The following is a 23,300-nucleotide window of genomic DNA, read 5'->3' as shown; positions in this document are numbered from 1 at the left end:
GTTGCTAAAAAAATTAGAGCTACTTTAGTTTACTAGCTAAAAAGAAGGGATATGCCTATCTTTATTTTTGAAAACTTTGAGGGAGCTCTCCATCAGGACTAATGATTGACACAGCGTATTGATTTGAAAAAATTCTTGCAGCTGTATCGTTAACCTTTTGCACAGTTACATCATCAATTTGTTCAACGACTTCATCCAAAGTTCGATGTCTTTTAAGCAGCAATTCATTTTTTCCATTTCGGCTCATACGGCTATTTGTACTTTCTAAACTTAACATTAAGCTTCCTTTTAATTGTTCTTTACAATTGTTAACTTCTTTTTCCGTTACACCTTTTTCTTTTAATGTTTGCAACGTTTCTTGAATTGTATCAAATAAAGCATTTAGTTGGGGTGCTCCTGTTCCACCATATATCGTTAAAATGCCATTATCTTGATAGGATGTATGATAGGAATAAACCGAATAGGCCAGTCCTTTTTGTTCCCGAACATTTTGAAACAGCCGTGATGACATGCTTCCACCCAATATATTGTTTAATACAATAAGATCATACATATTTTTACTACCAATCGGCAATCCTTCATACCCGATGCAAAGATGGGCTTGCTCAGTATCTTTTTTGCGAACTAATTGATTTGCATGAAAAGATATATCTTCTAGATTTCTTTCTACTTTACCGCCTTCATAAGAACCAAATAATTCTTCTATATCTTTTATAAAAGATTCATTGACATTTCCTGCAACCGAAATGACTACTCTATCAGGAGTATACATTTTATTTACATATGCATGCAGCTCTTCACTTGTAAAAGAATCTAATGTTTCTTCAGTACCTAAAATAGGGTATCCAAGTGGATGATTTTCATAAATAGCTTTTCCTAACAGATCATGAACAATATCATCCGGTGTATCTTCGTACATTTTAATTTCTTCATAAACAACATTTTTTTCCCGGCTCATTTCCTCTTCTGCAAATGTGGAATTGAAAAACATGTCAGCTAAAACATTCAATGCAATCGGTGCGTGAGTATCTAATACTTTTGCATAATAACAAGTATATTCTTTAGAAGTGAACGCATTCACTTGACCGCCAATCGCGTCAAACGTTTCCGCAATGTCTTTTGCACTCCGTGTTTTCGTTCCTTTAAAAAACATATGTTCTAAAAAATGGGAAATTCCGTTATTTTTTTCATTTTCATCTCTTGAACCAGTACCAATCCATATCCCAATTGCCACTGATCGGACTGTTGGGATGTTTTCAAGTACAATTCTAAGACCATTGCTACAAGTATATTTTTGGACCATTCATCGTTCCTCCTAGTACATGTAAAACGCATTTTTTCATTAGCTTTGTTAAACAATACTGATAATGTAGATCGAGTGTCTAGTTCCTCTCTGTTACATTTCCTCCATGATCCTTACCGTCAGATCCTCTAAAAACGAAAGGAAAGTAACAGAGGTATATAACAAAGCTTTTTTATATTTTCAGTTCTAATGTTGATTTTTTCCTTTTACAATTTTTTTATCATTTTTAATAATTCTTTCTTCATCAACCAATTTTGACAGTGTTCCGATTCTTAATTGTTTCTTCATGATTGCTTTAATCATCGGCTCCAATGCCTTTGCAGTCGACTTGGTTGGATGCATTAAAATTAATGATCCCGGCTCCACTTTGCTGTTAACTCTTTGTACAATTGTTTTTGGAGATGGTTTTTGCCAATCAACTGTATCAACTGTCCACATCACAGTTCCCATTTTCATTGATTGTGCGATTTTAACAACATCATCGCGATAACTCCCACTTGGAGGGGCAAACCATTTTACCTTTTGTTTTGTAATTGCTTCAATCACTTCATTCGTACTTTTCAGTTGCTCCTGGATAGCTTTTCTACTTAATATTTTCATGTCAGGATGTGTATAGGAATGGTTTCCAATTTCGTTTCCGCTATCCGCTATTAATTTTGCAAGATCAGGGTTCTCTTTTGCCCAGCGCCCTTCAAGGAAAAAAGTTGCATGAACATTATATTTTTTCAATACCTTTAGCATATCAGGCAAATACTCATTTCCCCATGCGACATTAATTAATAAACTAACCATTGGCTTATTCGGATTTCCGCGATAAATGGGCGCTGCAGGTAAATCTTTTAAATGTACAGTTGGAGAAACTTGCTTAAAAACTAATTTATGCACATTATAATGCCCATCTTTTTTCATCTTTTTATATGATGCATTTACATCAACTTTAACGCCATTATATCCAGGGATTGCTTTCCAAACTGGATCAATTTTTGCATTTTGTGCACGTACAGTATAATTTTTTGCCTCTTTTTCTATCTTTGAATACAAACTATTATGTTGTCCAACTGATATGTAAGGGGCATTTTTTAATGCATGAATATATGGAATTGTTATCGGATTTAAAACAAGCAATATTGCTAGGATAACAACCATGCCTATAACAATCAAGTGTTTTGCATTTTTCATTTATGTTCCCCCTTCTTCTAAAAAATATGAAAAAGGAGGACAAGATAGAACGATTTTATACCGTTATTTTGCCATAAAAAAAGTCAGGTATCCCTGACTTTTAGAAATAAATCATTGTTTTTCTTTTTGGTCATTCTGTTCTTTTAACACAGCTTTTCGAGACAAGTTTACGCGTCCGTGGCTATCAATTTCTGTTACTTTAACAAGAATCTCATCGCCTATTTTTAGGACATCTTCTACTTTGCGAACCCGTTCATCTGAAAGCTCTGATATATGAACTAAACCATCTTTTCCGTTAAAGATTTCAACAAAAGCCCCGAATTTCTCGATTCTTTTTACTTTACCTAAGTAAATTTGTCCAACTTCCACTTCGCGAACGATGTCTTCAATGATTTTCTTCGCTTTTAGATTATTTTCTTCATTAGTGGAAGAAATAAAAATGGTACCATCTTGTTCAATATCGATCTTCACGCCAGTTTCATCAATGATTTTATTAATTTGTTTACCGCTTGGCCCAATGACATCTCTAATTTTATCTGGGCTAATGCTCATCGTTAAAATTTTTGGCGCATGAACAGATAGGTGGTTACGCGATTCAGAAATCGTGGACATCATATGATTTAAAATTTGCATGCGACCTTTTTTCGCTTGTTGCAATGCTTCTTCTAAAATTTGACGGGAAAGTCCTGCAATTTTAATATCCATTTGTAATGCTGTTACGCCTGCGGCTGTACCAGCAACTTTAAAGTCCATATCACCAAGATGATCTTCCATTCCTTGAATATCGGTTAGAATCGTGTAATGCTCACCCGATTTCACAAGCCCCATTGCAATTCCCGCTACAGGTGCTTTAATTGGAATACCCGCATCCATCATCGCTAAAGTACTTGCACAAATACTTGCTTGTGATGTTGAACCGTTTGATTCTAATACTTCTGAAACGAGACGGATCGTATATGGAAATGCTTTTTCATCAGGAATGACTGGTTCAAGTGCGCGTTCACCTAATGCACCATGGCCAATTTCACGACGCCCTGGTCCTCTCATCGGTCCAGTTTCCCCAACACTAAATGGCGGGAAATTATAATGATGCATAAAGCGTTTTGATTCTTCAATGCCAAGTCCATCAAGAATTTGAACATCTCCTAATGCTCCAAGTGTACAAATGCTTAAAGCTTGAGTTTGTCCCCGTGTAAATAAACCTGACCCATGTGTTCTTGGCAAAATCCCTACTTCAGAAGATAACGGTCTTATTTCATCGATTTTACGGCCATCTGGACGGACTTTATCAACTGTAATTAATTTTCGCACTTCTGTTTTTTCAATATCGTGCAAAATTTGTTTTATTTGTTTGATTGTATCTTCATCAGCTTCTTGTTCCTCAAATTGCTGAATAATGTTATTATTAACGGCTTTTATTGCTTCATCACGTGCATGTTTTTCATGGACTTGAATTGCTTTAATCATATCCTCTTCACATAGTGAACGGACTTTTGTAGCTAAATCTTGGTCCAATTCAAACAGTTCCACTTGCATTTTTTCTTTTCCAACTTCAGCAACAATCTTTTCTTGGAAAGCAATTAGACGCTTGATTTCTTCGTGTCCAAACATAATTGCTTCAAGCATGACTTCTTCAGGAACTTCTTTTGCTCCCGCTTCAACCATGTTGATCGCATCTTTCGTACCTGCAACTGTTAAATGAATATCACTTTTTTCCATTTGTTCAATCGTTGGGTTAATGAGAAATTCTCCATCCACTCTTCCAACAATGACACCCGCAATAGGGCCCTCAAACGGAATATCAGAAACTGAAAGCGCCAATGATGAACCGAACATTGCAGCCATTTCAGGACTATTATCTTGATCAACACTCATAACCATGCTGACAACTTGAACTTCATTACGGAAGCCTTCAGCAAATAATGGACGGATTGGTCGGTCAATTAATCGGCTTGAAAGAATTGCTTTTTCACTTGGACGACCTTCCCGCTTAATAAATCCACCTGGGATTTTACCGACTGCATATAAACGTTCTTCATAATTTACTGTTAATGGGAAGAAATCTACATTTTTCGGTTCTTTTGAAGCAGCAGCAGTACTCAAAATGGCAGTTTCTCCATATCTGATAAGCGCTGCGCCATTTGCTTGTTTAGCTAATTGTCCAACTTCAACAGTTAATGGACGACCAGCCCATTCCATCGTATATATATGTTTGTCTTGTGCCATATATAAAATTATCCCCTTTCATTTTCTAGCAGTAGTACTCATATATTCATTAAAATTAGCATAGAATATTAAGAATTACACAAATAATCACTGGTTATATAGAAAGCATTTTTTCTTATGCAATTATGTATAAAACGAATGATTTTAGATAAGAAGAACAAATGCTATTGAAGCACTTCACCAAGTTTATTTTAATGTTTGGTAAAATGAAAATATATATACATCGTTCAGCTATTTAAAAGTGATTCGCATATAATAACGTCTTACAAATGTATAGCCATCAAAAGAGATCATAATGATTGAATACTTTGAGGTGTAAATGATGAGAGACATTTTTCCTTTTTAAAAGTAAAAACATTACAAAAAAGCGGGAAAAATCCCGCTTTTTCACATGATTACATTAACGACGTAATCCAAGACGATTGATTAATTCACGATAACGTTGTACATCTTTATTACGTAGGTAAGTTAACAAATTACGACGTCTACCTACCATTTTCATTAGACCACGACGTGAATGATGATCTTTTTTATGAACACGTAAATGATCATTTAGTTTGTTAATTTCTTCAGTAAGTACAGCAATTTGTACTTCTGGAGAACCAGTGTCGTTCTCATGAACTTTAAATTGGTTGATGATTTCGTTTTTACGTTCTTGTGAAATCGCCATCCTATTCACCTCCAAATTTTTTAATCCCCTATTGCTGAGCACACGTCGGTGAGTCGCTATGCCAAGCATAGGTTCATATTACTGTATAAGGATACTACTTTTTATAATAAAACACAAGTTTTTGTTAGACTTTTATTTAAAATAGTTTCGTGCCACTTGTTCATCGTGCTTCATTTCTGTAATAAGATCTTCTACGCTATTAAATTTCTTTTCATCCCGTATTCTATCATGCCACTCCACAATGACATGTTCGTCATAAATCCAATCGGAAAAGTCTAAAAGATATACCTCTGTTGTTTGTACGTATTCATCTGGATTTTTAAAGGTTGGATTGTAGCCAACACTACATAAGCCATTATGCCATTGATTACGAACATACATCCTTACAATGTACACACCATTTGGCGGTAAAATATAGGGATCACTCAATTCTATATTTGCAGTTGGAAAACCAAGCTCCCGTCCCCTTTTTTCACCATGTACAACGATACCGGAAATTTCGTAATAACGGCCCAGTAAATCTTTTAAATCACGAACACGCCCTTCCTTAATACACTTACGAATTAAAGTAGAACTAACTTTGTCATCGCGATTTTGAAGGGTCAATTTGTCAACAACAGTAATGTCGAATCGCCCATTTGCAAATTCTTCTATATTATTCATATTTCCTTTACCGAATTTTCCATATGTATAATCAAAACCAGCAACAACATGCTTTACTCCTAGTCCAACTATATATTGGTCTACAAACTGCTGCGGGAGCAAAGAAGCAAAATCTGTTGTAAAGTGGACAACAAATAAATAATCAATTCCCATGCTTTCAATTAATTTAATTTTTTCATGCAACGGAGTAATTAATTCAACCACTTTGTGATTTTTCGCTAATACTACAGATGGATGCGGATCAAACGTCATAACTGCACTTTTTAAATGCTTTTCTTCTGCAATTTGTTTTGCCGTTTGAATGACTTTTTGGTGCCCGAGATGAATGCCATCAAAATAACCTAGAGCCATTACGAGCGGAGGAAAATCCTCCTTCTTAAATGAATGTGGATGATCAACAGTTAATACTTTCAATGTTTCTCACCTTTTCTCTTTCCATTTTAAAATTCATTTTGAATTACTTTTACAGGTTTAATGAAGGAAGGCTTGCTTGGGTGAACCTTGTATATTGCAATGACTTTTTCACGATACATAACCGCTACTTCTTCACCGTCCGGCCAACACTTCCCTTTCTCTAAAACCATCCCATTTTTCACTTTCTCTGCTAATGTATCATTAATTTCCCATTTCGGCAAATGGATTAACCCCGCTTCTAAAGGATGGAGTAGCTCTGTAATCGTTTGATGTTCCATATGCTCTTCAATATCCTCAAAAGTTGCACATTGATCCTTTGTAAATCCTCCAGCACTTATTCTTGTTAAATATGACATATGTGCTGGATATCCTAATTTTTCGCCCATCATAACAGCAAGTGTACGAATATAAGTGCCTTTACTACAACTGACACGAAAACGGAATGATATCGTTGAACCTGTATATATGTCACGATCATCTAGCAGTTCTAATGAATAAATTTGTACTTCTCGCGTTGGTCTTTCTACTTCAATTCCCTGTCTTGCATATTCATACAACCGTTTCCCATTCACTTTCACCGCTGAGTACATCGGCGGTGTTTGTTGAATACACCCTGTTAACTCTGAAAGCACTCGCAAAATTTCATTGCGACTAATAGGGTGTTCTATTTTTTGTTCGCGAACCATTTCTCCGCCGCTGTCTTCAGTTGTCGTTGAATATCCTAATGTAACTTCACCCTCATACTCTTTTCCAGCATTCGTAATATACTCTACTATTTTCGTTGCTTTTCCAATGCATATTGGTAAAACACCTGTAACGTCAGGATCAAGTGTACCAGTATGACCTACTTTTTTTGTTTTTAGTAATTTTCTCACTTTAAACACACAATCATGTGAAGTCAGACCTGCAGGTTTCCATAATGGAATAATTCCATCCATATTTTTTCTTCACTTCCTTTTGCAATTCCTTAAAGAAATTCAAAGACAGGCGATGCGAAATAACACGATATGTTTAAACGCTCAACGATTAAACCCGCCTGTTCACCATGCGAAAAGAAAAAGAAACTGGATGCTACATCCAGTTCCTAATATCTAATTAATGTTCATCTTCATGAAGTTTTTTTATTAACGTTTCAATCCGATTTCCATAATCAATGGATTCATCAAATTCGAAAATAAGTTCAGGCGTTTTTCGCAAACGAATTCGCTGTCCTACTTCAGAACGAATAAATCCTTTTGCTTTTTCAAGCCCGGCTAATGAATCTTGTTTCTGTTCATCATTCCCAAGAACTGTGATATATACCTTTGCCTGTTGCAAATCTCCTGTTACTTGGACATCTGTTACTGTCACAAAACCGATCCGCGGATCTTTTAATTTACGGCCAATAATATCACTTAGTTCTTTCTTCATTTGCTCGGCGACTCGATTCGAACGTAGGTTCACAATACAACACCTCATTTACAGCCATTCATATATAGTATCAAGACGTTCCCATTCAGGAAACGAATCAAGAAATTTCAACGTACGTTCCATCTCTTTTTCGGCAGCAACTCGATTCGAAGCGACGGTTACCATTTCAATTCGTGTTCGTTGCCAAACATCTTGATACTCAACTTCACTAACCGCTACATTATATTTCTGTTTAAGCCGTGTTAAAACCCTTTGAAGTACGGCACGTTTATCTTTTAACGATTGGGCGTCAAATATGCGGAAATCACATTGGACGCTTACAATCATTTTCTTTCAACTTCTTGCATAACAAACGCTTCAATGACATCACCATCTTTAATATCATTGTAATTTTTAATAGTAATACCGCATTCGTACCCTTGATTTACTTCTTTTACATCATCTTTGAAACGTTTTAATGTATCAATTTCGCCTTCAAAAATAACGACACCATCACGGATAATACGAACACCACTATCACGAGTAACTTTACCGTCTGTTACATATCCACCAGCAATTGTACCGATTTTAGAAACTTTAAATGTTTGGCGAACTTCAATTTGTCCAATAATTTTTTCTTCAAATTCTGGATCTAACATACCCTTCATTGCTGCTTCAATTTCTTCAATCGCCTTATAAATAATGCGATGCAAACGAATATCTACTTTTTCAGCCTCTGCAGCTCTTTTAGCATTTGTATCAGGACGTACGTTAAAACCAATTACAATTGCATTCGAAGCAGCTGATAAAGAAATATCTGACTCATTAATAGCGCCGACGCCTGTATGAATTACTTTAATATTAACGCCTTCGACATCAATTTTTTGTAAAGCAGCGCTTAAAGCCTCAACTGAACCTTGAACATCTGCTTTAACAATGACATTTAATTCTTTCATTTCACCTTGTTTCATTTGTTCAAAAAGATTATCAAGGCTTACGCGAGCTGTTTCGTTACGATGTGCTTGAACTGCCTGCTGACTTCTAGCTTCTCCGATTTGACGTGCTGTTTTTTCATCTTCAAACACGACAAAATGATCACCAGCTTCTGGCACCTCGTTTAGCCCAGTAATCTCAACCGGAGTTGAAGGCGGCGCTTCTTTAACACGGCGTCCAAGGTCATTAACCATCGCACGAACACGACCAAATGTATGTCCAACAACAATGGGATCACCTACTCGCAATGTACCATTTTGTACTAATAAAGTTGCAACTGGTCCACGTCCCTTATCTAAACGCGCCTCAATTACTGTACCAACGGCTCTGCGATCTGGATTTGCTTTTAATTCTTCTACTTCACTTACAAGCAAAATCATTTCAAGCAGGTCATCGATCCCTTGACCCGTTTTAGCAGAAATCGGTACGAAAATAGTATCTCCGCCCCAATCCTCAGGAATTAAACTATATTCTGTTAATTCTTGCATCACTTTTTCAGGGCTTGCAGTTGGCTTATCAATTTTGTTGACAGCAACAATAATTGGTACATTCGCAGCCTTTGCGTGGTTGATTGCTTCTACTGTTTGCGGCTTAACACCATCATCAGCAGCTACAACTAGGATCGTTATATCTGTAATTTGTGCTCCACGTGCACGCATCGTTGTAAAAGCCGCATGCCCTGGAGTATCTAAAAAGGTAATTTTCTTGCCATCAATATCGACTTGATACGCACCGATATGTTGAGTGATACCGCCAGCTTCTCCAGCTGTTACTTTCGTATGGCGAATAGAGTCAAGAGTTGTTGTTTTCCCATGGTCAACATGTCCCATAATCGTCACAACAGGCGGACGAACAGAAAGGTCTTCTTCACGATCCTCTGTAAAATATATTCCTAAATCTGTCGTGTCAACTAACACTTCTTCCTCAACTTCCACTCCATACTCTGAAGCAATTAATTCAATAGCATCTTTATCTAATTCTTGATTAATCGTCGCCACTACTCCAAGTAAAAAGAGCTTCTTAATGATTTCAGATGGTTCAAGATTTAATTTTTTTGCTAACTCTGCAACCGATAATGATTCAGTAAAGGTAATTTTTTCTGGTAATTCCTTTTTCTTTTGAACGACAGGAGCAGCTTGTTGTTTTGACTGATGCTTATTTCTCTTGTTTTTCTTATTTTGTTGAAAAGGTCTATGATCTTTTCCTGAATGTTGTTTTTTTCCTTCAACATTTTTATTAGCAGGCTTTCCATGAGATTGATTTTGATGTTTATCTGTTTTTTTCTCATGTTGGTTTGATGTTTGTTGTGGATTTGAATGGTTCGCTTGCTCATTAGTGTTTTGTTTTGAATGTTGTTCATTACGTCCGGCATCACTAAAAATCGAATCTAGTTTACTAACTGTTTCCCCATCGATTGTTGACATATGGTTGGATACCTCAATATTCATTTCTTTTAGTTTTGTGATAATCTCTTTACTTGATGTTTTATGTGCTTTTGCATATTCATAAATACGCATTTTGCTCATATAATCACCCCCATCTATGATTCACCGAGCAATTGGGCAAGTTTTTGTGCAAAACCTTTCTCTGTTATCGCGACAACAACTCTTGCCTCTTTCCCGATGGCTTTACCGAGTGTTTCTCTCGTCTCTACAAATTGTATTGGCGTATTGTAAAAACGACATTTATCTTGAATCTTTTTGGAAGTATTTGATGAGGCATCTTTTGACAATATAATTAGTTTAGCACGACTTGATTGGATTTCTTTAATAACAAGTTCTTCCCCAGATATTACTTTTCGTGCCCGATTTGCTAAACCTAAAAGCGACATTGCTTGTTGTTCACTCATTCTTATTAATGATTCTCCTTTTTAATAAATTCAAGGATTTCATCATAGAAAGAGTCAGCAACAGTTACTTCAAGGTGATTAGCTAAAACATTCTTTTTCTTCGCTATTTCAATTGCCTCTATATCTTTTGAAAGATAAGCGCCTCTACCCGATTTTTTGCCCGTTGGATCGATAGAAATATCTCCCTCTTTCGAACGGACAATCCTTAGCATTTCTTTTTTCGGTCTCATTTCTCCCGTTGCAACGCATTTTCTCATCGGAATCTTTTTTTTCGTTGCCATCATGATCACCTCTTATTCGATTTCTTCGTTTGTATCATCGAATGAGTTGTCTTCTTCTACAGATAAGGATTCGGAGCGTGGATAAATACCAGCTTCTCTCGCATCTGATTCACTCTTAATATCAATTTTCCAGCCTGTTAATTTAGCAGCCAATCTAGCATTTTGACCTCTTTTTCCAATTGCTAGAGATAGTTGATAATCAGGGACAACGACCGTCGTCGCTTTATCTTTTTCATCCACGATTACATCTAACACTTTTGATGGACTCAAAGCGTTCGCTACAAATTCGACTGGATCATTTGACCATTCCACAATGTCAATTTTTTCACCATTTAATTCATTGACAATCGCTTGTACCCGTGAACCTTTAGGACCTACACATGCGCCGATTGGATCAACATCTGGATGATCTGTATAAACAGATATTTTTGAACGATCTCCAGCCTCCCGTGCAACGGAACGAATTTCAACTGTTCCATCATAAATTTCAGGGACTTCAATCTCAAAAAGACGTTTTAACAGACCAGGATGCGTACGTGAAACGAAAATTTGCGGTCCTTTTGTCGTCTTTTCTACTTTTGTAATATATACTTTAATACGATCATGTGGTTGATAATGTTCATTTGCAGCTTGTTCACTCGGCGGTAGAAGTGCTTCTACTTTTCCAAGGCTTACATACGTAAAGCGATTATCTTTACGTTGAACAATACCTGTCATAATATCATCTTCACGATCAATAAACTCTGAATAAATAATGCCTCGTTCTGCCTCGCGCACTCGTTGAGTAACTACCTGTTTAGCAGTTTGTGCCGCAATTCGGCCAAAGTCTTTTGGTGTTACTTCAATTTCAACTACATCACCAATATCATAAGAAGGATTCACTTTATGTGCATCTTCAAGTGAAATTTCAAGTCTTGAATCAAATACTTCTTCAACAACATCTTTACGTGCAAACACACGAATCGATCCCGTTGCTAAATTAAGATCTGTACGTACATTTTGGGCTTGATTAAAATTACGACGATACGCTGACACAAGTGCTGCTTCAATTGCCTCAACAAGTACATCGCGAGAAATCCCTTTATCTTTTTCCAAAACATTAAGAGCCTCTACCAATTCTGAGCTCATGGAAACCTTATCCCCCTATCTTACGAGAAGCCAGTGTTCATAAAACTTCCGGCTAGCTTCTTATATCCTTCGCATTTATTAAAATTCTATTGCCAAACGTGCTTTCGCAACTTTTTCATATGGTATTTGCAATTCTTTTTTTCTTGTTTTCACTTTTATTTCTATGTGTAATGTTTCACCATCAAATGATAATAGCTTACCTTCAAAGTCTTTTTCACCATCGATCGTTTCATACGTTTTAATATGCACCGATCTGCCAATAGCTCTCGCAAAGTCTTTTTCCTTTTTAAGCGGGCGTTCTGCTCCAGGTGAAGAGACTTCTAGGAAATAATTATGAGGAATTGGATCAAGTTCATCAAGTCGTTCACTTAATCGTTCACTTACGACTCCACACTCATCAATGTCAATTCCATCTTCCTTATCGATATAAATACGAAGGAACCAATTCTTTCCTTCTTTAACATATTCAATATCAACGAGTTCAAGTTGTAGGTCTTGAACAATTGGTGAAACAAGTTCTTCCACCACTTCTGTAACTTTACTCATCATGACCTCCTGAAAAAAATTCCGAATTAAAAACACGAAAGAGTGGGTATGCCCCACTCTTTTACACGAGAGTTTATCAATAGTATTTCCAATAAAAATATACCATAACCAACAAAATAATGCAAATAATAGGAAAAACGGAGACATCGTTCATAACAATATGTTTCCAATAGTCATAACTTGTGAAAGTTGATTATCTATTGCGTTAGAACGTTCATTTAATGAGTTACCGCTATACCGATTATTAAAATAGCGATAATTGGTTTTGTTCAGGTAATGCCTCTAAACAGCCATGTTGATCCAAGTATTCCATAATGGTTTTTGAAACTTTGCCGCGACGCTGTAAGTCTTCTTTTGACAAGAATTCTCCATCTTTACGCGCTTGAACAATATTTTTAGCGGCATTTGTACCAAGTCCTGGTATGGCATTAAATGGTGGAATTAAGGAATTCCCTTCAATTACAAAACGATCTGCCTCCGAACGGTATAGATCAATTTTTTGAAAATGGAAGCCGCGTGCACACATTTCAAGTGCGAGTTCAAGAACAGTTAATAAACTCTTTTCTTTCGTAGATGCATCTAAGCCTTTCCCATTAATTTCATCAATGCGCGCTTTGATTGATACTGCCCCACGGATCATCGCATCTAAATCAAAATCTTCCGCCCGCACTGTAAAATAGGTAGCATAATATAATAATGGGTGGTGCACTTTAAAATAGGCAATCCGTACAGCCATTAAAACATATGCTGCAGCATGGGCTTTTGGAAACATGTATTTGATTTTTTTACATGAATCAATATACCAGCTCGGTACATTATTTTTCACCATCTCTTCTTCCATTTCTGGCTGCAACCCTTTACCTTTACGGACGGATTCCATAATTTTAAAGGCGAGTGATGGCTCTAAACCTTGATAGATTAAATAAACCATTATATCATCACGACAGCCTATAACGTCCGGCAATGTACAAATACCATTTTGAATAAGTTCTTGTGCATTCCCTAACCATACGTCTGTGCCATGTGATAAACCTGAAATTTGCACAAGTTCAGAGAAGGTGGTTGGCTTCGTATCTTCAAGCATCTGGCGAACAAATTTTGTACCAAACTCAGGAATACCTAACGTACCTGTTTTACACATAATTTGTTCTTCTGTAACGCCTAATGATTCTGTTCCACTAAAAATTTTCATTACTTCTGGATCATCTGTTGGAATCGTTTTAGGATCAATTCCGCTTAAATCTTGGAGCATACGAATGACGGTCGGATCATCGTGTCCAAGAATATCAAGTTTCAAAATATTATCATGAATTGAGTGGAAATCAAAATGTGTCGTTCTCCACTCTGATCCCGTATCATCTGCGGGATATTGAATCGGTGTGAAGTCAAAAATATCCATATAGTCTGGTACTACAATAATACCGCCGGGGTGCTGCCCTGTTGTTCTTTTAACACCAGTACATCCTTTAACTAATCGATCAACTTCTGCACCGCGTATGTTTAAATTGTGATCTTGTGCATATCCTTTTACATAGCCGTAAGCCGTTTTTTCAGCTACAGTACCAATAGTTCCTGCACGATACACATAATCTTCACCAAACAATACTTTCGTATAATTGTGGGCGCGTGGTTGATAGTCTCCAGAGAAATTCAAGTCAATATCAGGAACTTTATCTCCCTTAAACCCTAAAAATGTTTCAAATGGGATATCATGTCCATCTTTTTTATATGGCGTGCCACAATTTACACAATTTTTATCTGGTAAATCAAAGCCAGAGCCAACTGAACCATCATCAAAAAATTCCGCATGCTTACAAACTGGGCAAACATAATGCGGCGGAAGCGGATTTACTTCAGTAATTTCAGTCATAGTCGCGACTAAAGAAGATCCAACCGATCCACGCGATCCAACGAGGTAGCCATCGTCCAATGATTTTTTTACAAGTTTATGGGCGATTAAATAGATAACGGCAAATCCGTGTCCAATAATACTTTTCAATTCTTTTTCTAGTCTTGCTTCCACAATTTCCGGCAATGGATCGCCATATATTTTTTTGGCCATTGTATAGCTTTGTTCTCTAATTTCTTCCTCTGCACCTTCAATTTTAGGTGTGTATAAATCATCTTTAATTGGTTTAACGTCTTCAATTAAATCAGCAATTTTATTCGTATTTTCTACAACGATTTCTTTTGCCTTTTCCTCGCCTAAAAACTGAAAACTATCTAACATTTCATTCGTTGTACGGAAATGAACATCCGGCAGCTGATGGCGATTTAATGGGTTCGCACCACCTTGAGATCCAATCAAGATTTTCCGATAAATTTTATCCTCAGGATGTAAATAATGGACATTTCCAGTCGCAGCAACAGGCAAGTTTAATTTATCACCAAGATTAACAATTTTTGTAATAATCTCTTCTAACGCCTGTTCGTCACGAATTAGCTCTTGCTCAATTAATGGCGCATATACTTCTTTTGGATGAACTTCGAGATAATCATAAAAGCGCGCCATTTCTTCTACTTCTGCTGGGTCTTTTTGCATCATTCCTTCGAACACTTCGCCTTTATCACAGCCAGAGCCAACTAATATTCCATCACGATATTTTTGTAATTGTGAGCGCGGAATTCTTGGCACACGATAATAATAATCAATATGAGATACCGAGATTAATTTAAATAAATTTTTCAGTCCTTCTTGGTTTTTAACAAGTAATGTACAGTGTGAAGGTCGCGCCCGTTTAAAAGCTCCTCCTTCACCCATATAGTCGTTTAGCTGATCATGGTACTGAATATTTTTTTCTTTAATCGCATCTCCAAGCATTTTCAGAAAAATGTGTCCTGTTGCTTCTGTATCATAAATCGCCCTATGGTGCTGTGTTAATTCTACATTGAATTTTTTTGCTAAAGTATTTAAACGATAGTTTTTGAAATTTGGGTATAGAAATCTACCTAGTTCAAGCGTATCAATAACTGGATTTGTAGATTTTGGGAGTCCTATTTTTTGCAAGCCCACATTAAAAAAGCCAACATCAAATGATGCATTATGAGCTACTAAAATAGCATCTCCTATCCATTCATTGTATTCCTTTAATACGACTGAAATATCTGGTGCATCTTTCACCATATCATCTGTAATACCTGTAAGTTCGATTGTTGTATTTGAAAGCGGATGGTGAGGATTAGCAAATCTCTCAAATGTTTCGATTACCTCACCATTTTTTATTTTTACTGCCGCTAATTCAATAATCGTATCGTAAACAGCAGATAAACCTGTTGTTTCAACGTCAAAGACGACATAGGTTGCATCCTCTAACAAAATATGAGCATCGTTATAAGCAATTGGCACACCGTCATCTACTAGGTTGACTTCAAGTCCATATATGATTTTTATATCATTCTTTTGTCCAGCACTATAAGCCTCTGGAAAACTTTGCGCTACTGCATGATCTGTAATGGCAATTGCCTTATGCCCCCATTTTTTTGCCTGCGATACGAGATCACTGACAGAAGAAACAGCATCCATTTGACTCATTGGTGTATGCAAATGCAGTTCAACACGCTTCTCATCTTCAGGAGCTAAATCTTTTCTAAGCTGTGGCTTTACTTCGCACAGATCGTTGGCAATCATGACAAGATCGCGTACAAAAGTATCGTTTTGAATACTGCCTCTTGCGCGCAGCCACATCCCCTTTTTTACGCGTTGAAATTGTGTTGCATCTTCTTTATCCCGTGAAAACATTTTAACAAGAATAGAACTTGTATAGTCGGTGATTTTAAATGTCAATAACGTACGGCCGCTACGAAGTTCTTTCGTTTCTGCATCAAACACGTACCCTTCAATCGAAATTCTTCTTTCTTCATCGACGATATCTATTAAACTTCTAAACTGATCATCATCTGGAATTTTATAACCAATCATAAGAGGACCTTCATCGACCACATCTGTTTGTTGGTCTTCATGTTGGCTCTTTTGCATTTCGATCACTGCTTGTTTTGCTCTTTCTTCATCTTCTTTTTGTTTCGCTTCTACAAATTTCAAATATTCATCTGAGGATTCATTTTCACCAATCGTAGCTTCAAAGATAAATGAAGGAAACCCAATATTTTCATAATAACCCGTAATAAGTTCACCATATTTTTTTTGAAGCGTACGTGCTTCTGTATCATTTCTGCCTTGGACAATGATTTTATTGCCATTCATTGTTGGAAGCTGATTGGCTAGCAATGAATACAACATTGGTGACATACCATCTATTTCCTGTAAACAATGATTCCAGTAATCCATGACAAGTTGTGGCTCAAAAGATGATTGAAGTGTACGAATCGAATAATGTACGTTCGCTATTTGCTGAAAACTATGCTTAAGTTGATTCGTAAATCTTACAAAAACTTGGTAAGGCAGTATGTTTTCAAACATAAAATAGAAATGCCAACGTTTTGATTGTCTTTCAACTACTAACTTTTCAATTTCTGCATTTTTAAAATAGTCGTATATCGTATCATCTGTTAATTTAAGTTGTTGTAACAATATTTGAAATCGTTCTTTTTTTTCGGCGGGATGTTGATCCATCATTACCTCTCCCATCCTAAAATTTTTATTTAATCACTTACTATCATAAAAAAATACAAGTTTGTATTCAATGGTTTCGAACTAAAAGAATTTACCAACTGGATCACAGAAATAGAGATGACATCGACTTGTTGTCGATGCCATCCCATTCACACATCAATTTAAGCTAGTTTTCCCAATAGATCTTTAATTGTTTCCTCTAATTCAGCTACAGGTGCTTCAAGCACTTCGCCTGTTTTTCGGACTTTTATTTCAACAATTCCTTCTGATGCTTTTTTACCTACTGTGATTCGAATTGGAAGTCCAATAAGATCGGAATCTGCAAATTTTACACCCGGTCTTTCGTTTCGGTCATCAAGCAACACACTGTAGTTTGTTTGTAGTTCTTTGTATAACTTTGAAGTTAACTCCATTTGCTGTTCATCTTTCAAATTAATTGGCACTAAGTGAATATGGAATGGTGCAATATCAACAGGCCAAATGATACCTCTATCATCATTATGCTGTTCACAAATCGCTGTTAATGTTCTTGAAACACCAATTCCGTAGCAACCCATAATCATAAACTGTTCTCTGCCATTCTCATCCAAATATGTTGCATGCATAGCTTCACTGTATTTTGTTCCAAGTTTAAATATATGCCCTACTTCAATCCCACGGGCAAAATGAATTGTACCTTTGCCATCTGGTGAAGGATCTCCCTCTTGAATATTGCGAAGATCACCGTACTGATCAACGCGAAAATCTCGTTCTGGGTTGACATTCACATAGTGATAGTCTTTTTCATTTGCGCCGCATACACCATTTACAATATACTGTACGGCATAGTCAGCTATCACTTTTATATTTTCGGAAACACCAATTGGTCCTAGAGATCCGATTTCACAGCCAAGAAGACGTTTTGTCTCTTCTTGATCAGCTAAATCAACCAATGTTGCACCTAATAAATTTTTCACTTTCACTTCATTTACTTCATGGTCGCCACGAACTAGCACAACAACATAATCATCATCAACTTTAAATACTAGCGTCTTAATACATTTATCTGCACTAACATTTAAGAATGCTGATACATCTTCAATTGATTTTTGATTAATTGTTTCTACTTTTTGAAGTTCTAATGCAGGTTCATCAGATTTCGTATAATGGTTTATAACTTCTGCCATTTCAATATTTGCAGCGTAGTCAGATTGATCAGAATAAGCAATTGTATCCTCACCAATTTCAGATAGAACCATAAATTCTTGAGTATCTTTTCCACCGATTGCCCCAGAATCTGCTAATACAGCACGGAAATCGAGACCACATCGAGAAAAAATATTTGAATAGGCTTTATACATCTTATCGTATGCTTCATCTAAGCTTTCCTTACTTGAATGGAACGAATACGCGTCCTTCATAATAAATTCACGGCCTCTTAATAAACCAAAACGAGGTCTTTTTTCATCACGGAATTTCGTTTGAATTTGGTAAAGTGATAATGGCAAACGTTTGTATGATTTAATTTCATTTCGAACAATACTTGTAATAATTTCTTCATGTGTTGCACCTAATGCGAATTCACGATTATGACGATCTGTTAAACGCATTAATTCAGGTCCGTACGAATACCAGCGGCCCGACTCCTGCCATAATTCTGCTGGCTGCAACGCAGACATTAAAAGTTCAGAAGAATCAGCCGCCTCCATCTCTTCACGAATAATTTTCTCAATATTATGTAGTACTTTACGTGCTAGTGGTAAATATGCATAAACCCCACTCGCATACTGGCGGATGTAACCTGCACGCAATAATAATTGATGACTTTTGATTTCTGCATCCGATGGAACATCTCTTAAAGTTGGAATAAAAAACTTACTTTGTTTCATGTTAGCACTCCTATATTCACTTTTATTTTCTGTAATGATATTTTAATTTGTTTCATTAAACTTTTCACTTAAAGTTTAAACTTAGTTAAAGGCAATTAGTTTATAAACTAATTGCCTTAACTGTAACATGCAGAGAATTACAAGAAAAATCTTTGAATATCATTCCATGTTACGATAATCATTAATAGCATTAATAATGCAAAACCAATAAAATGAACGACACTTTCCTTTTGACGATCAATTGGTTTACCTCTCAATGCTTCAATACCGAAAAATAACAATCTGCCACCATCAAGTGCAGGCAGTGGTAATAAATTCATAATACCAATGTTAATACTTAATAATCCTGCCCATTTAAATAAATTTAATATACCTGATTTAGCTACCGTCTCAGTTGATTTATAAATGCCGGCAGGTCCCGATAACATATCAATTGAAAAACCACCAGTAATAATATGACCTAACAAACGGAGTATTTCAATCGTCCATTGATATGTTTGGACGACACCGTATGTTGCTACTTTTATCGGAGAATGATCAACAGGGCTATTGACCCCAATCCTTCCAATCTCCTTATTATCTACTTTCACCTTTTTAGGTGTTACAGGAATTTCTAATGTTTTATTATTTCTTTCAACGGTAAAAACAATTTTTTCATCGGGATGTTTTTGAATGACCTCAACAATATCATTCCATGTTGAAATCTCAGAACCGTCAATACTAATTACCATATCTCCCTTTTGAAGCCCCGCTTGAGCTGCAGCTCCATCTTTCACAACAGTTCCTAATACCGGATCAGAAACAGGTACACCCTCAATCACCGCAAATAGCGTAAAAGCAATGATTGCTAAGACAAAATTCATTAATGGACCAGCAAATATTGTTAATGCACGTTTTCCTAAAGATTTAGATGCAAATTGACGATCCCATGGAGCAATTTGCGTTTCTGTATTGTTTTCAACAAATACAGCATTTCTCTTCACTTTGAAAGTTTGCGGTGTTTCATCATCACTATCTTCATAGCCTCTGATAAAAAGTTTTCTTTCTAAATCAGTTGACTCTATTTCAATCATACGAATATTAGGATAGCGATCTTTCCCATTAACAATAATCTTTTCTACTTCTTCATTAGAATTTAAGATTAAGCCAACACGCTGTCCAGGCTTTAGTTCAGTCATCTCTGGGTCTTCGCCAGCCATTCTGACATAACCACCAAGCGGCAAAAGTCTGACTGTATACTGTGTTTCATTTTTCTTAAATGAAAGGATCTTCGGACCGAACCCAATCGCAAATTCTCGGCATAGTATACCTGCTCTTTTAGCTACAAAGAAATGTCCAGCTTCATGAAATATAACAAGAGAACCAAATATGATGATAAAGGCTATCACTGTTGTCAAATAAATAACCACCTTTTTTTAAATTAGTGAGTTTACGTACTCCCTAGTTTCTGAATCAATAGCCTTAATTGATTCTAAATCAGGATGCTTAATTACATTATGCCTTTCAAGTGCCTTTTCAATCAACTGATCAATTTGTAAAAACGAAATTTTTTCATTTAAAAATGCGGCTACTGCTGCTTCGTTTGCTGCGTTTAAAACCGTCGGCATTGAGCCTCCAATTTTCCCCGCTTCATATGCGAGCTTTAAACAAACATATCGCTCTTGATCCATTTTCTGAAAATGTAATTGTCCAATTTCAGTGAGGTCTAGCGATTTTGTATTGGACAGCGCGACTCTATTTGGATAACATAGCGCATACTGAATTGGGATTCTCATATCAGGCGTTCCAAGCTGCGCTTTTACACTACTATCTTGAAACTCAACCATTGAATGAATAATGCTTTCACGATGTAATACTGTATCAATATGCTCGTACGGAAGATTAAATAACCAGTGAGCTTCAATCACTTCTAATCCTTTATTCATCATTGTAGCTGAATCTATTGTAATTTTTGCTCCCATCGACCAATTTGGATGATTCAGAGCGTCTTTAACTGTCACATTTTGCAATTGATCCCTTGTTAAGTCTCTAAAGCTGCCCCCGGAAGCAGTAATAATTAATCTTTTAATTTCTGACATTTGTTCACCTTGCAAGCATTGAAATATAGCAGAATGTTCACTATCAATCGGTAGAACATCGACTCGATACCGTTTTGCTAATTCCATCACAAGATGTCCCGCAGTAACCAATGTTTCTTTATTCGCAAGAGCAACTGTTTTTTCAGCCTGAATTGCTTGTAATGTTGGCAATAAGCCAACACTGCCTAAAACAGCGTTTACTAGCAACGTCGACTTCTTATAAACAGCTACATCTATTAAGCCTGCTTGACCATAAGTAAATTGAATAGAATGTCCAAATTCATTTTTTAACGTTTCGTAGTCATCCTTTAATTCAACGGATACAAGTTCTGGGTTAAATTCCTGAATAATTTTTCTTGCCAGATTTATATTTTTTCCAACTGAGAACGCAACTAAACGAAATAAATCGGGATGATCTCTGATTACATCTAATGTCTGTGTCCCAATCGAACCAGTTGCACCTAATAAACTAATGAATTTCACTGTTAACACTCCTAAATAAATCAATTATCTCTATAATTGATTGAAAAAATATAAAAGCGGTAGGACAAATAATAAGCTATCAAAACGATCTAATATACCGCCGTGACCAGGTAATATATTACCTGAATCTTTTACACCAAAATGTCTTTTATATGCTGATTCTGCTAAATCACCAATTTGCCCAAAGATTGATAATAGGACAGCCATTACTAACAGCTTAATGGTTGATAGATCCATGTTCGAAAACACGGAAAACAAAATCGCAACAATTAATGCACAAATGATGCCTCCTAGTGCACCCTCAACTGTTTTATTCGGGCTAATTTCAGGCCACAGCTTATTTTTCCCTAATGCACGTCCTACGAAATAGGCTCCAGAATCTGTTGCCCAAATAATTAACAAGGCATAAAAGACATAAGTAAGTCCTATTGATCTTACCTCAATAAAGTAGTGGAATCCCATCCCAACATATAGAGAGGAAATAACATGAAAACCAATTTTTTCAAAAGTAAATGCATTTTTCGTAAGTACAGAGTAACTTAAATATAGCAGTGTAATGACAAATATGTATTCAAGTTTTTCAAATCCAAAACGCTCAATTGCATGAATATATTTGTCTGGCCATAAAACCACCCATAGCAGCAGGACTGACAAGACACCTTGAATAGAAAAAATAGATTGTTTTCCCATTTTCAACAGTTCATATAGCGCAATGGTTGCCATTAAATATGTTACTAATATAAAAGGAATTTTACCATAAATAACAAATGGAATAAAAATTGCTGCAGCAATTACTGCGGTAAGAATTCTTTGCTTCATTCATTCTGCTCCTCACTTTTCAAACCGCCGAATCTTCTAGAACGATTTTGATACTCATTCAACGCATTTAAAAAATCTTCCTCGCTAAAATCCGGCCATAAAACATCTGTAAATATAAATTCTGTATAGGCAAGCTGCCATAACATAAAATTACTTAAACGTAATTCACCGCTCGTACGTATCATTAGATCTGGGTCTTTGTAGTCCTTTGTCATCAAATATTGACTAAATACATTTTCAGTAACATCATCTTCGTTAATTATACCATTTTTTGCATCTTTCACGATATTTCTTACTGCCCACATAATTTCGTCTCTGCTCCCATAATTTAGAGCAAAATTTAAAACCAATCCATCGTTATCTTTCGTCTCTTCCATCGCTTTACTTATAGCTCTTTGCGTATACGATGGAATCTGTTCTTTATGCCCCATCATTTCCACTCTAATGTTATGAGCTTGCAACTCTGGAAGAAAGGATCCTAAAAATTCCTCAGGCAGTTTCATTAAATATTCAACTTCATGCTTAGGTCTTTTCCAATTTTCTGTTGAAAATGCATATAATGTTAAGACTTTAACCCCGAGCCTACTAGCTAGCGTTGCAATTTTACGAACAACTTTCATCCCTTCATGATGTCCAGCTATGCGTGGTAAATGACGCTGTTTGGCCCAACGTCCATTTCCATCCATAATAATGGCAACATGGTGTGGAATTTGTGAATCATTAAATTGTTCACTTAAACATTCATTTTTATTTAAACCTTCTTTATTAAAAGCTTTCCATAATTTCATCTTATTAAGCATTATTGGCCCTCCAAATGGAATCCATTAAGCATATATAAATT

Annotated in this window: 19 protein-coding genes; all 19 read right to left on the bottom strand. The window is 36.2% G+C overall.

Translation table 11 applies throughout. The features are described 5' to 3' along the window. Positions 1-61 precede the first annotated feature (61 nt). Positions 62-1,303, bottom strand: a complete 1,242-nt coding sequence (locus G4D61_RS06750; RefSeq protein ID WP_025727855.1) for a M16 family metallopeptidase — start codon at positions 1,301-1,303, stop codon at positions 62-64. A gap of 186 nt (positions 1,304-1,489) precedes the next feature. Next, entirely contained in the window at positions 1,490-2,482 is a 993-nt protein-coding gene (locus G4D61_RS06745; RefSeq protein WP_025727856.1) for a polysaccharide deacetylase family protein, read from the bottom strand. 111 nt (positions 2,483-2,593) lie between these two features. Next, positions 2,594-4,708: a polyribonucleotide nucleotidyltransferase gene (gene pnp / locus G4D61_RS06740; protein WP_035352971.1), complete on the bottom strand. Its 2,115-nt coding sequence runs from the start codon at positions 4,706-4,708 to the stop codon at positions 2,594-2,596. A gap of 400 nt (positions 4,709-5,108) precedes the next feature. Continuing rightward, positions 5,109-5,378, bottom strand: a complete 270-nt coding sequence (gene rpsO, locus G4D61_RS06735) for a 30S ribosomal protein S15 (protein WP_025727858.1) — start codon at positions 5,376-5,378, stop codon at positions 5,109-5,111. Between the two features lie 132 nt (positions 5,379-5,510). Beyond that, positions 5,511-6,455, bottom strand: coding sequence for a bifunctional riboflavin kinase/FAD synthetase (ribF, locus tag G4D61_RS06730; RefSeq protein ID WP_035348480.1), 945 nt, complete (start codon positions 6,453-6,455; stop codon positions 5,511-5,513). Positions 6,456-6,481: 26 nt separating this feature from the next. Beyond that, the gene (truB, locus tag G4D61_RS06725) at positions 6,482-7,393 is read right to left on the bottom strand and encodes a tRNA pseudouridine(55) synthase TruB (protein WP_025727859.1); all 912 of its coding nucleotides are present in this window, start codon (positions 7,391-7,393) and stop codon (positions 6,482-6,484) included. Positions 7,394-7,550: 157 nt separating this feature from the next. Beyond that, positions 7,551-7,898: a 30S ribosome-binding factor RbfA gene (gene rbfA, locus G4D61_RS06720; RefSeq protein ID WP_025727860.1), complete on the bottom strand. Its 348-nt coding sequence runs from the start codon at positions 7,896-7,898 to the stop codon at positions 7,551-7,553. A gap of 15 nt (positions 7,899-7,913) precedes the next feature. Next, complete coding sequence (locus G4D61_RS06715) at positions 7,914-8,192, bottom strand: DUF503 domain-containing protein (protein WP_025727861.1); 279 nt, start codon at positions 8,190-8,192, stop codon at positions 7,914-7,916. Next, positions 8,189-10,363: a translation initiation factor IF-2 gene (gene infB / locus G4D61_RS06710; RefSeq protein ID WP_025727862.1), complete on the bottom strand. Its 2,175-nt coding sequence runs from the start codon at positions 10,361-10,363 to the stop codon at positions 8,189-8,191. The genes G4D61_RS06715 and infB overlap by 4 nt, the downstream gene beginning before the upstream one ends. Positions 10,364-10,377: 14 nt before the next feature. Then, positions 10,378-10,686: a YlxQ family RNA-binding protein gene (locus G4D61_RS06705; RefSeq protein WP_025727863.1), complete on the bottom strand. Its 309-nt coding sequence runs from the start codon at positions 10,684-10,686 to the stop codon at positions 10,378-10,380. Positions 10,687-10,691: 5 nt separating this feature from the next. Beyond that, positions 10,692-10,967, bottom strand: coding sequence for an RNase P modulator RnpM (gene rnpM / locus G4D61_RS06700; RefSeq protein ID WP_025727864.1), 276 nt, complete (start codon positions 10,965-10,967; stop codon positions 10,692-10,694). 12 nt (positions 10,968-10,979) lie between these two features. After that, the gene (gene nusA, locus G4D61_RS06695; protein WP_025727865.1) at positions 10,980-12,095 is read right to left on the bottom strand and encodes a transcription termination factor NusA; all 1,116 of its coding nucleotides are present in this window, start codon (positions 12,093-12,095) and stop codon (positions 10,980-10,982) included. 78 nt (positions 12,096-12,173) lie between these two features. Next, the gene (gene rimP, locus G4D61_RS06690; RefSeq protein WP_025727866.1) at positions 12,174-12,641 is read right to left on the bottom strand and encodes a ribosome maturation factor RimP; all 468 of its coding nucleotides are present in this window, start codon (positions 12,639-12,641) and stop codon (positions 12,174-12,176) included. Positions 12,642-12,885: 244 nt separating this feature from the next. Then, positions 12,886-17,211 carry a PolC-type DNA polymerase III gene (locus tag G4D61_RS06685; protein WP_163173557.1) on the bottom strand — a complete coding sequence of 1,442 codons (4,326 nt, stop codon included), beginning with the start codon at positions 17,209-17,211 and terminating at the stop codon, positions 12,886-12,888. Between the two features lie 161 nt (positions 17,212-17,372). Continuing rightward, a complete protein-coding gene (locus G4D61_RS06680) occupies positions 17,373-19,079 on the bottom strand; it encodes a proline--tRNA ligase (RefSeq protein ID WP_163173555.1) in 1,707 nt (568 codons plus the stop codon). Positions 19,080-19,216: 137 nt separating this feature from the next. Beyond that, positions 19,217-20,476, bottom strand: coding sequence for an RIP metalloprotease RseP (rseP, locus tag G4D61_RS06675; RefSeq protein WP_025727869.1), 1,260 nt, complete (start codon positions 20,474-20,476; stop codon positions 19,217-19,219). 18 nt (positions 20,477-20,494) lie between these two features. Continuing rightward, positions 20,495-21,640 (bottom strand): 1-deoxy-D-xylulose-5-phosphate reductoisomerase, encoded by a 1,146-nt coding sequence (gene dxr / locus G4D61_RS06670; RefSeq protein ID WP_163173553.1) that lies wholly within the window; start codon positions 21,638-21,640, stop codon positions 20,495-20,497. A 30-nt stretch (positions 21,641-21,670) separates the two neighbouring features. After that, positions 21,671-22,459, bottom strand: a complete 789-nt coding sequence (locus G4D61_RS06665; protein ID WP_025727871.1) for a phosphatidate cytidylyltransferase — start codon at positions 22,457-22,459, stop codon at positions 21,671-21,673. Then, entirely contained in the window at positions 22,456-23,259 is an 804-nt protein-coding gene (uppS, locus tag G4D61_RS06660) for an undecaprenyl pyrophosphate synthase (protein WP_025727872.1), read from the bottom strand. Before uppS ends, G4D61_RS06665 begins: the two co-directional genes overlap by 4 nt. Positions 23,260-23,300: the final 41 nt, after the last annotated feature.

Origin of the sequence: Heyndrickxia ginsengihumi, assembly GCF_011008565.1 — a bacterium.
GTDB lineage: Bacteria > Bacillota > Bacilli > Bacillales > Bacillaceae_C > Weizmannia > Weizmannia ginsengihumi.
The sequence above is the reverse complement of the archived record's forward strand: the minus strand, read 5'-3'. Positions and strand labels throughout refer to the sequence as shown.

Excerpts from the sequence above, each read along its gene's own strand:
- G4D61_RS06665 (WP_025727871.1), bottom strand. The coding sequence starts at position 22,459 with ATGAAGCAAAGAATTCTTACCGCAGTAATTGCTGCAGCAATTTTTATT.
- rnpM (WP_025727864.1), bottom strand. The coding sequence starts at position 10,967 with ATGGCAACGAAAAAAAAGATTCCGATGAGAAAATGCGTTGCAACGGGA.
- uppS (WP_025727872.1), bottom strand. The coding sequence starts at position 23,259 with ATGCTTAATAAGATGAAATTATGGAAAGCTTTTAATAAAGAAGGTTTA.
- nusA (WP_025727865.1), bottom strand. The coding sequence starts at position 12,095 with ATGAGCTCAGAATTGGTAGAGGCTCTTAATGTTTTGGAAAAAGATAAA.
- rpsO (WP_025727858.1), bottom strand. The coding sequence starts at position 5,378 with ATGGCGATTTCACAAGAACGTAAAAACGAAATCATCAACCAATTTAAA.
- truB (WP_025727859.1), bottom strand. The coding sequence starts at position 7,393 with ATGGATGGAATTATTCCATTATGGAAACCTGCAGGTCTGACTTCACAT.
- G4D61_RS06745 (WP_025727856.1), bottom strand. The coding sequence starts at position 2,482 with ATGAAAAATGCAAAACACTTGATTGTTATAGGCATGGTTGTTATCCTA.
- infB (WP_025727862.1), bottom strand. The coding sequence starts at position 10,363 with ATGAGCAAAATGCGTATTTATGAATATGCAAAAGCACATAAAACATCA.
- G4D61_RS06705 (WP_025727863.1), bottom strand. The coding sequence starts at position 10,686 with ATGAGTGAACAACAAGCAATGTCGCTTTTAGGTTTAGCAAATCGGGCA.
- G4D61_RS06715 (WP_025727861.1), bottom strand. The coding sequence starts at position 8,192 with ATGATTGTAAGCGTCCAATGTGATTTCCGCATATTTGACGCCCAATCG.
- G4D61_RS06680 (WP_163173555.1), bottom strand. The coding sequence starts at position 19,079 with ATGAAACAAAGTAAGTTTTTTATTCCAACTTTAAGAGATGTTCCATCG.
- pnp (WP_035352971.1), bottom strand. The coding sequence starts at position 4,708 with ATGGCACAAGACAAACATATATATACGATGGAATGGGCTGGTCGTCCA.
- G4D61_RS06685 (WP_163173557.1), bottom strand. The coding sequence starts at position 17,211 with ATGGATCAACATCCCGCCGAAAAAAAAGAACGATTTCAAATATTGTTA.
- G4D61_RS06750 (WP_025727855.1), bottom strand. The coding sequence starts at position 1,303 with ATGGTCCAAAAATATACTTGTAGCAATGGTCTTAGAATTGTACTTGAA.
- rimP (WP_025727866.1), bottom strand. The coding sequence starts at position 12,641 with ATGAGTAAAGTTACAGAAGTGGTGGAAGAACTTGTTTCACCAATTGTT.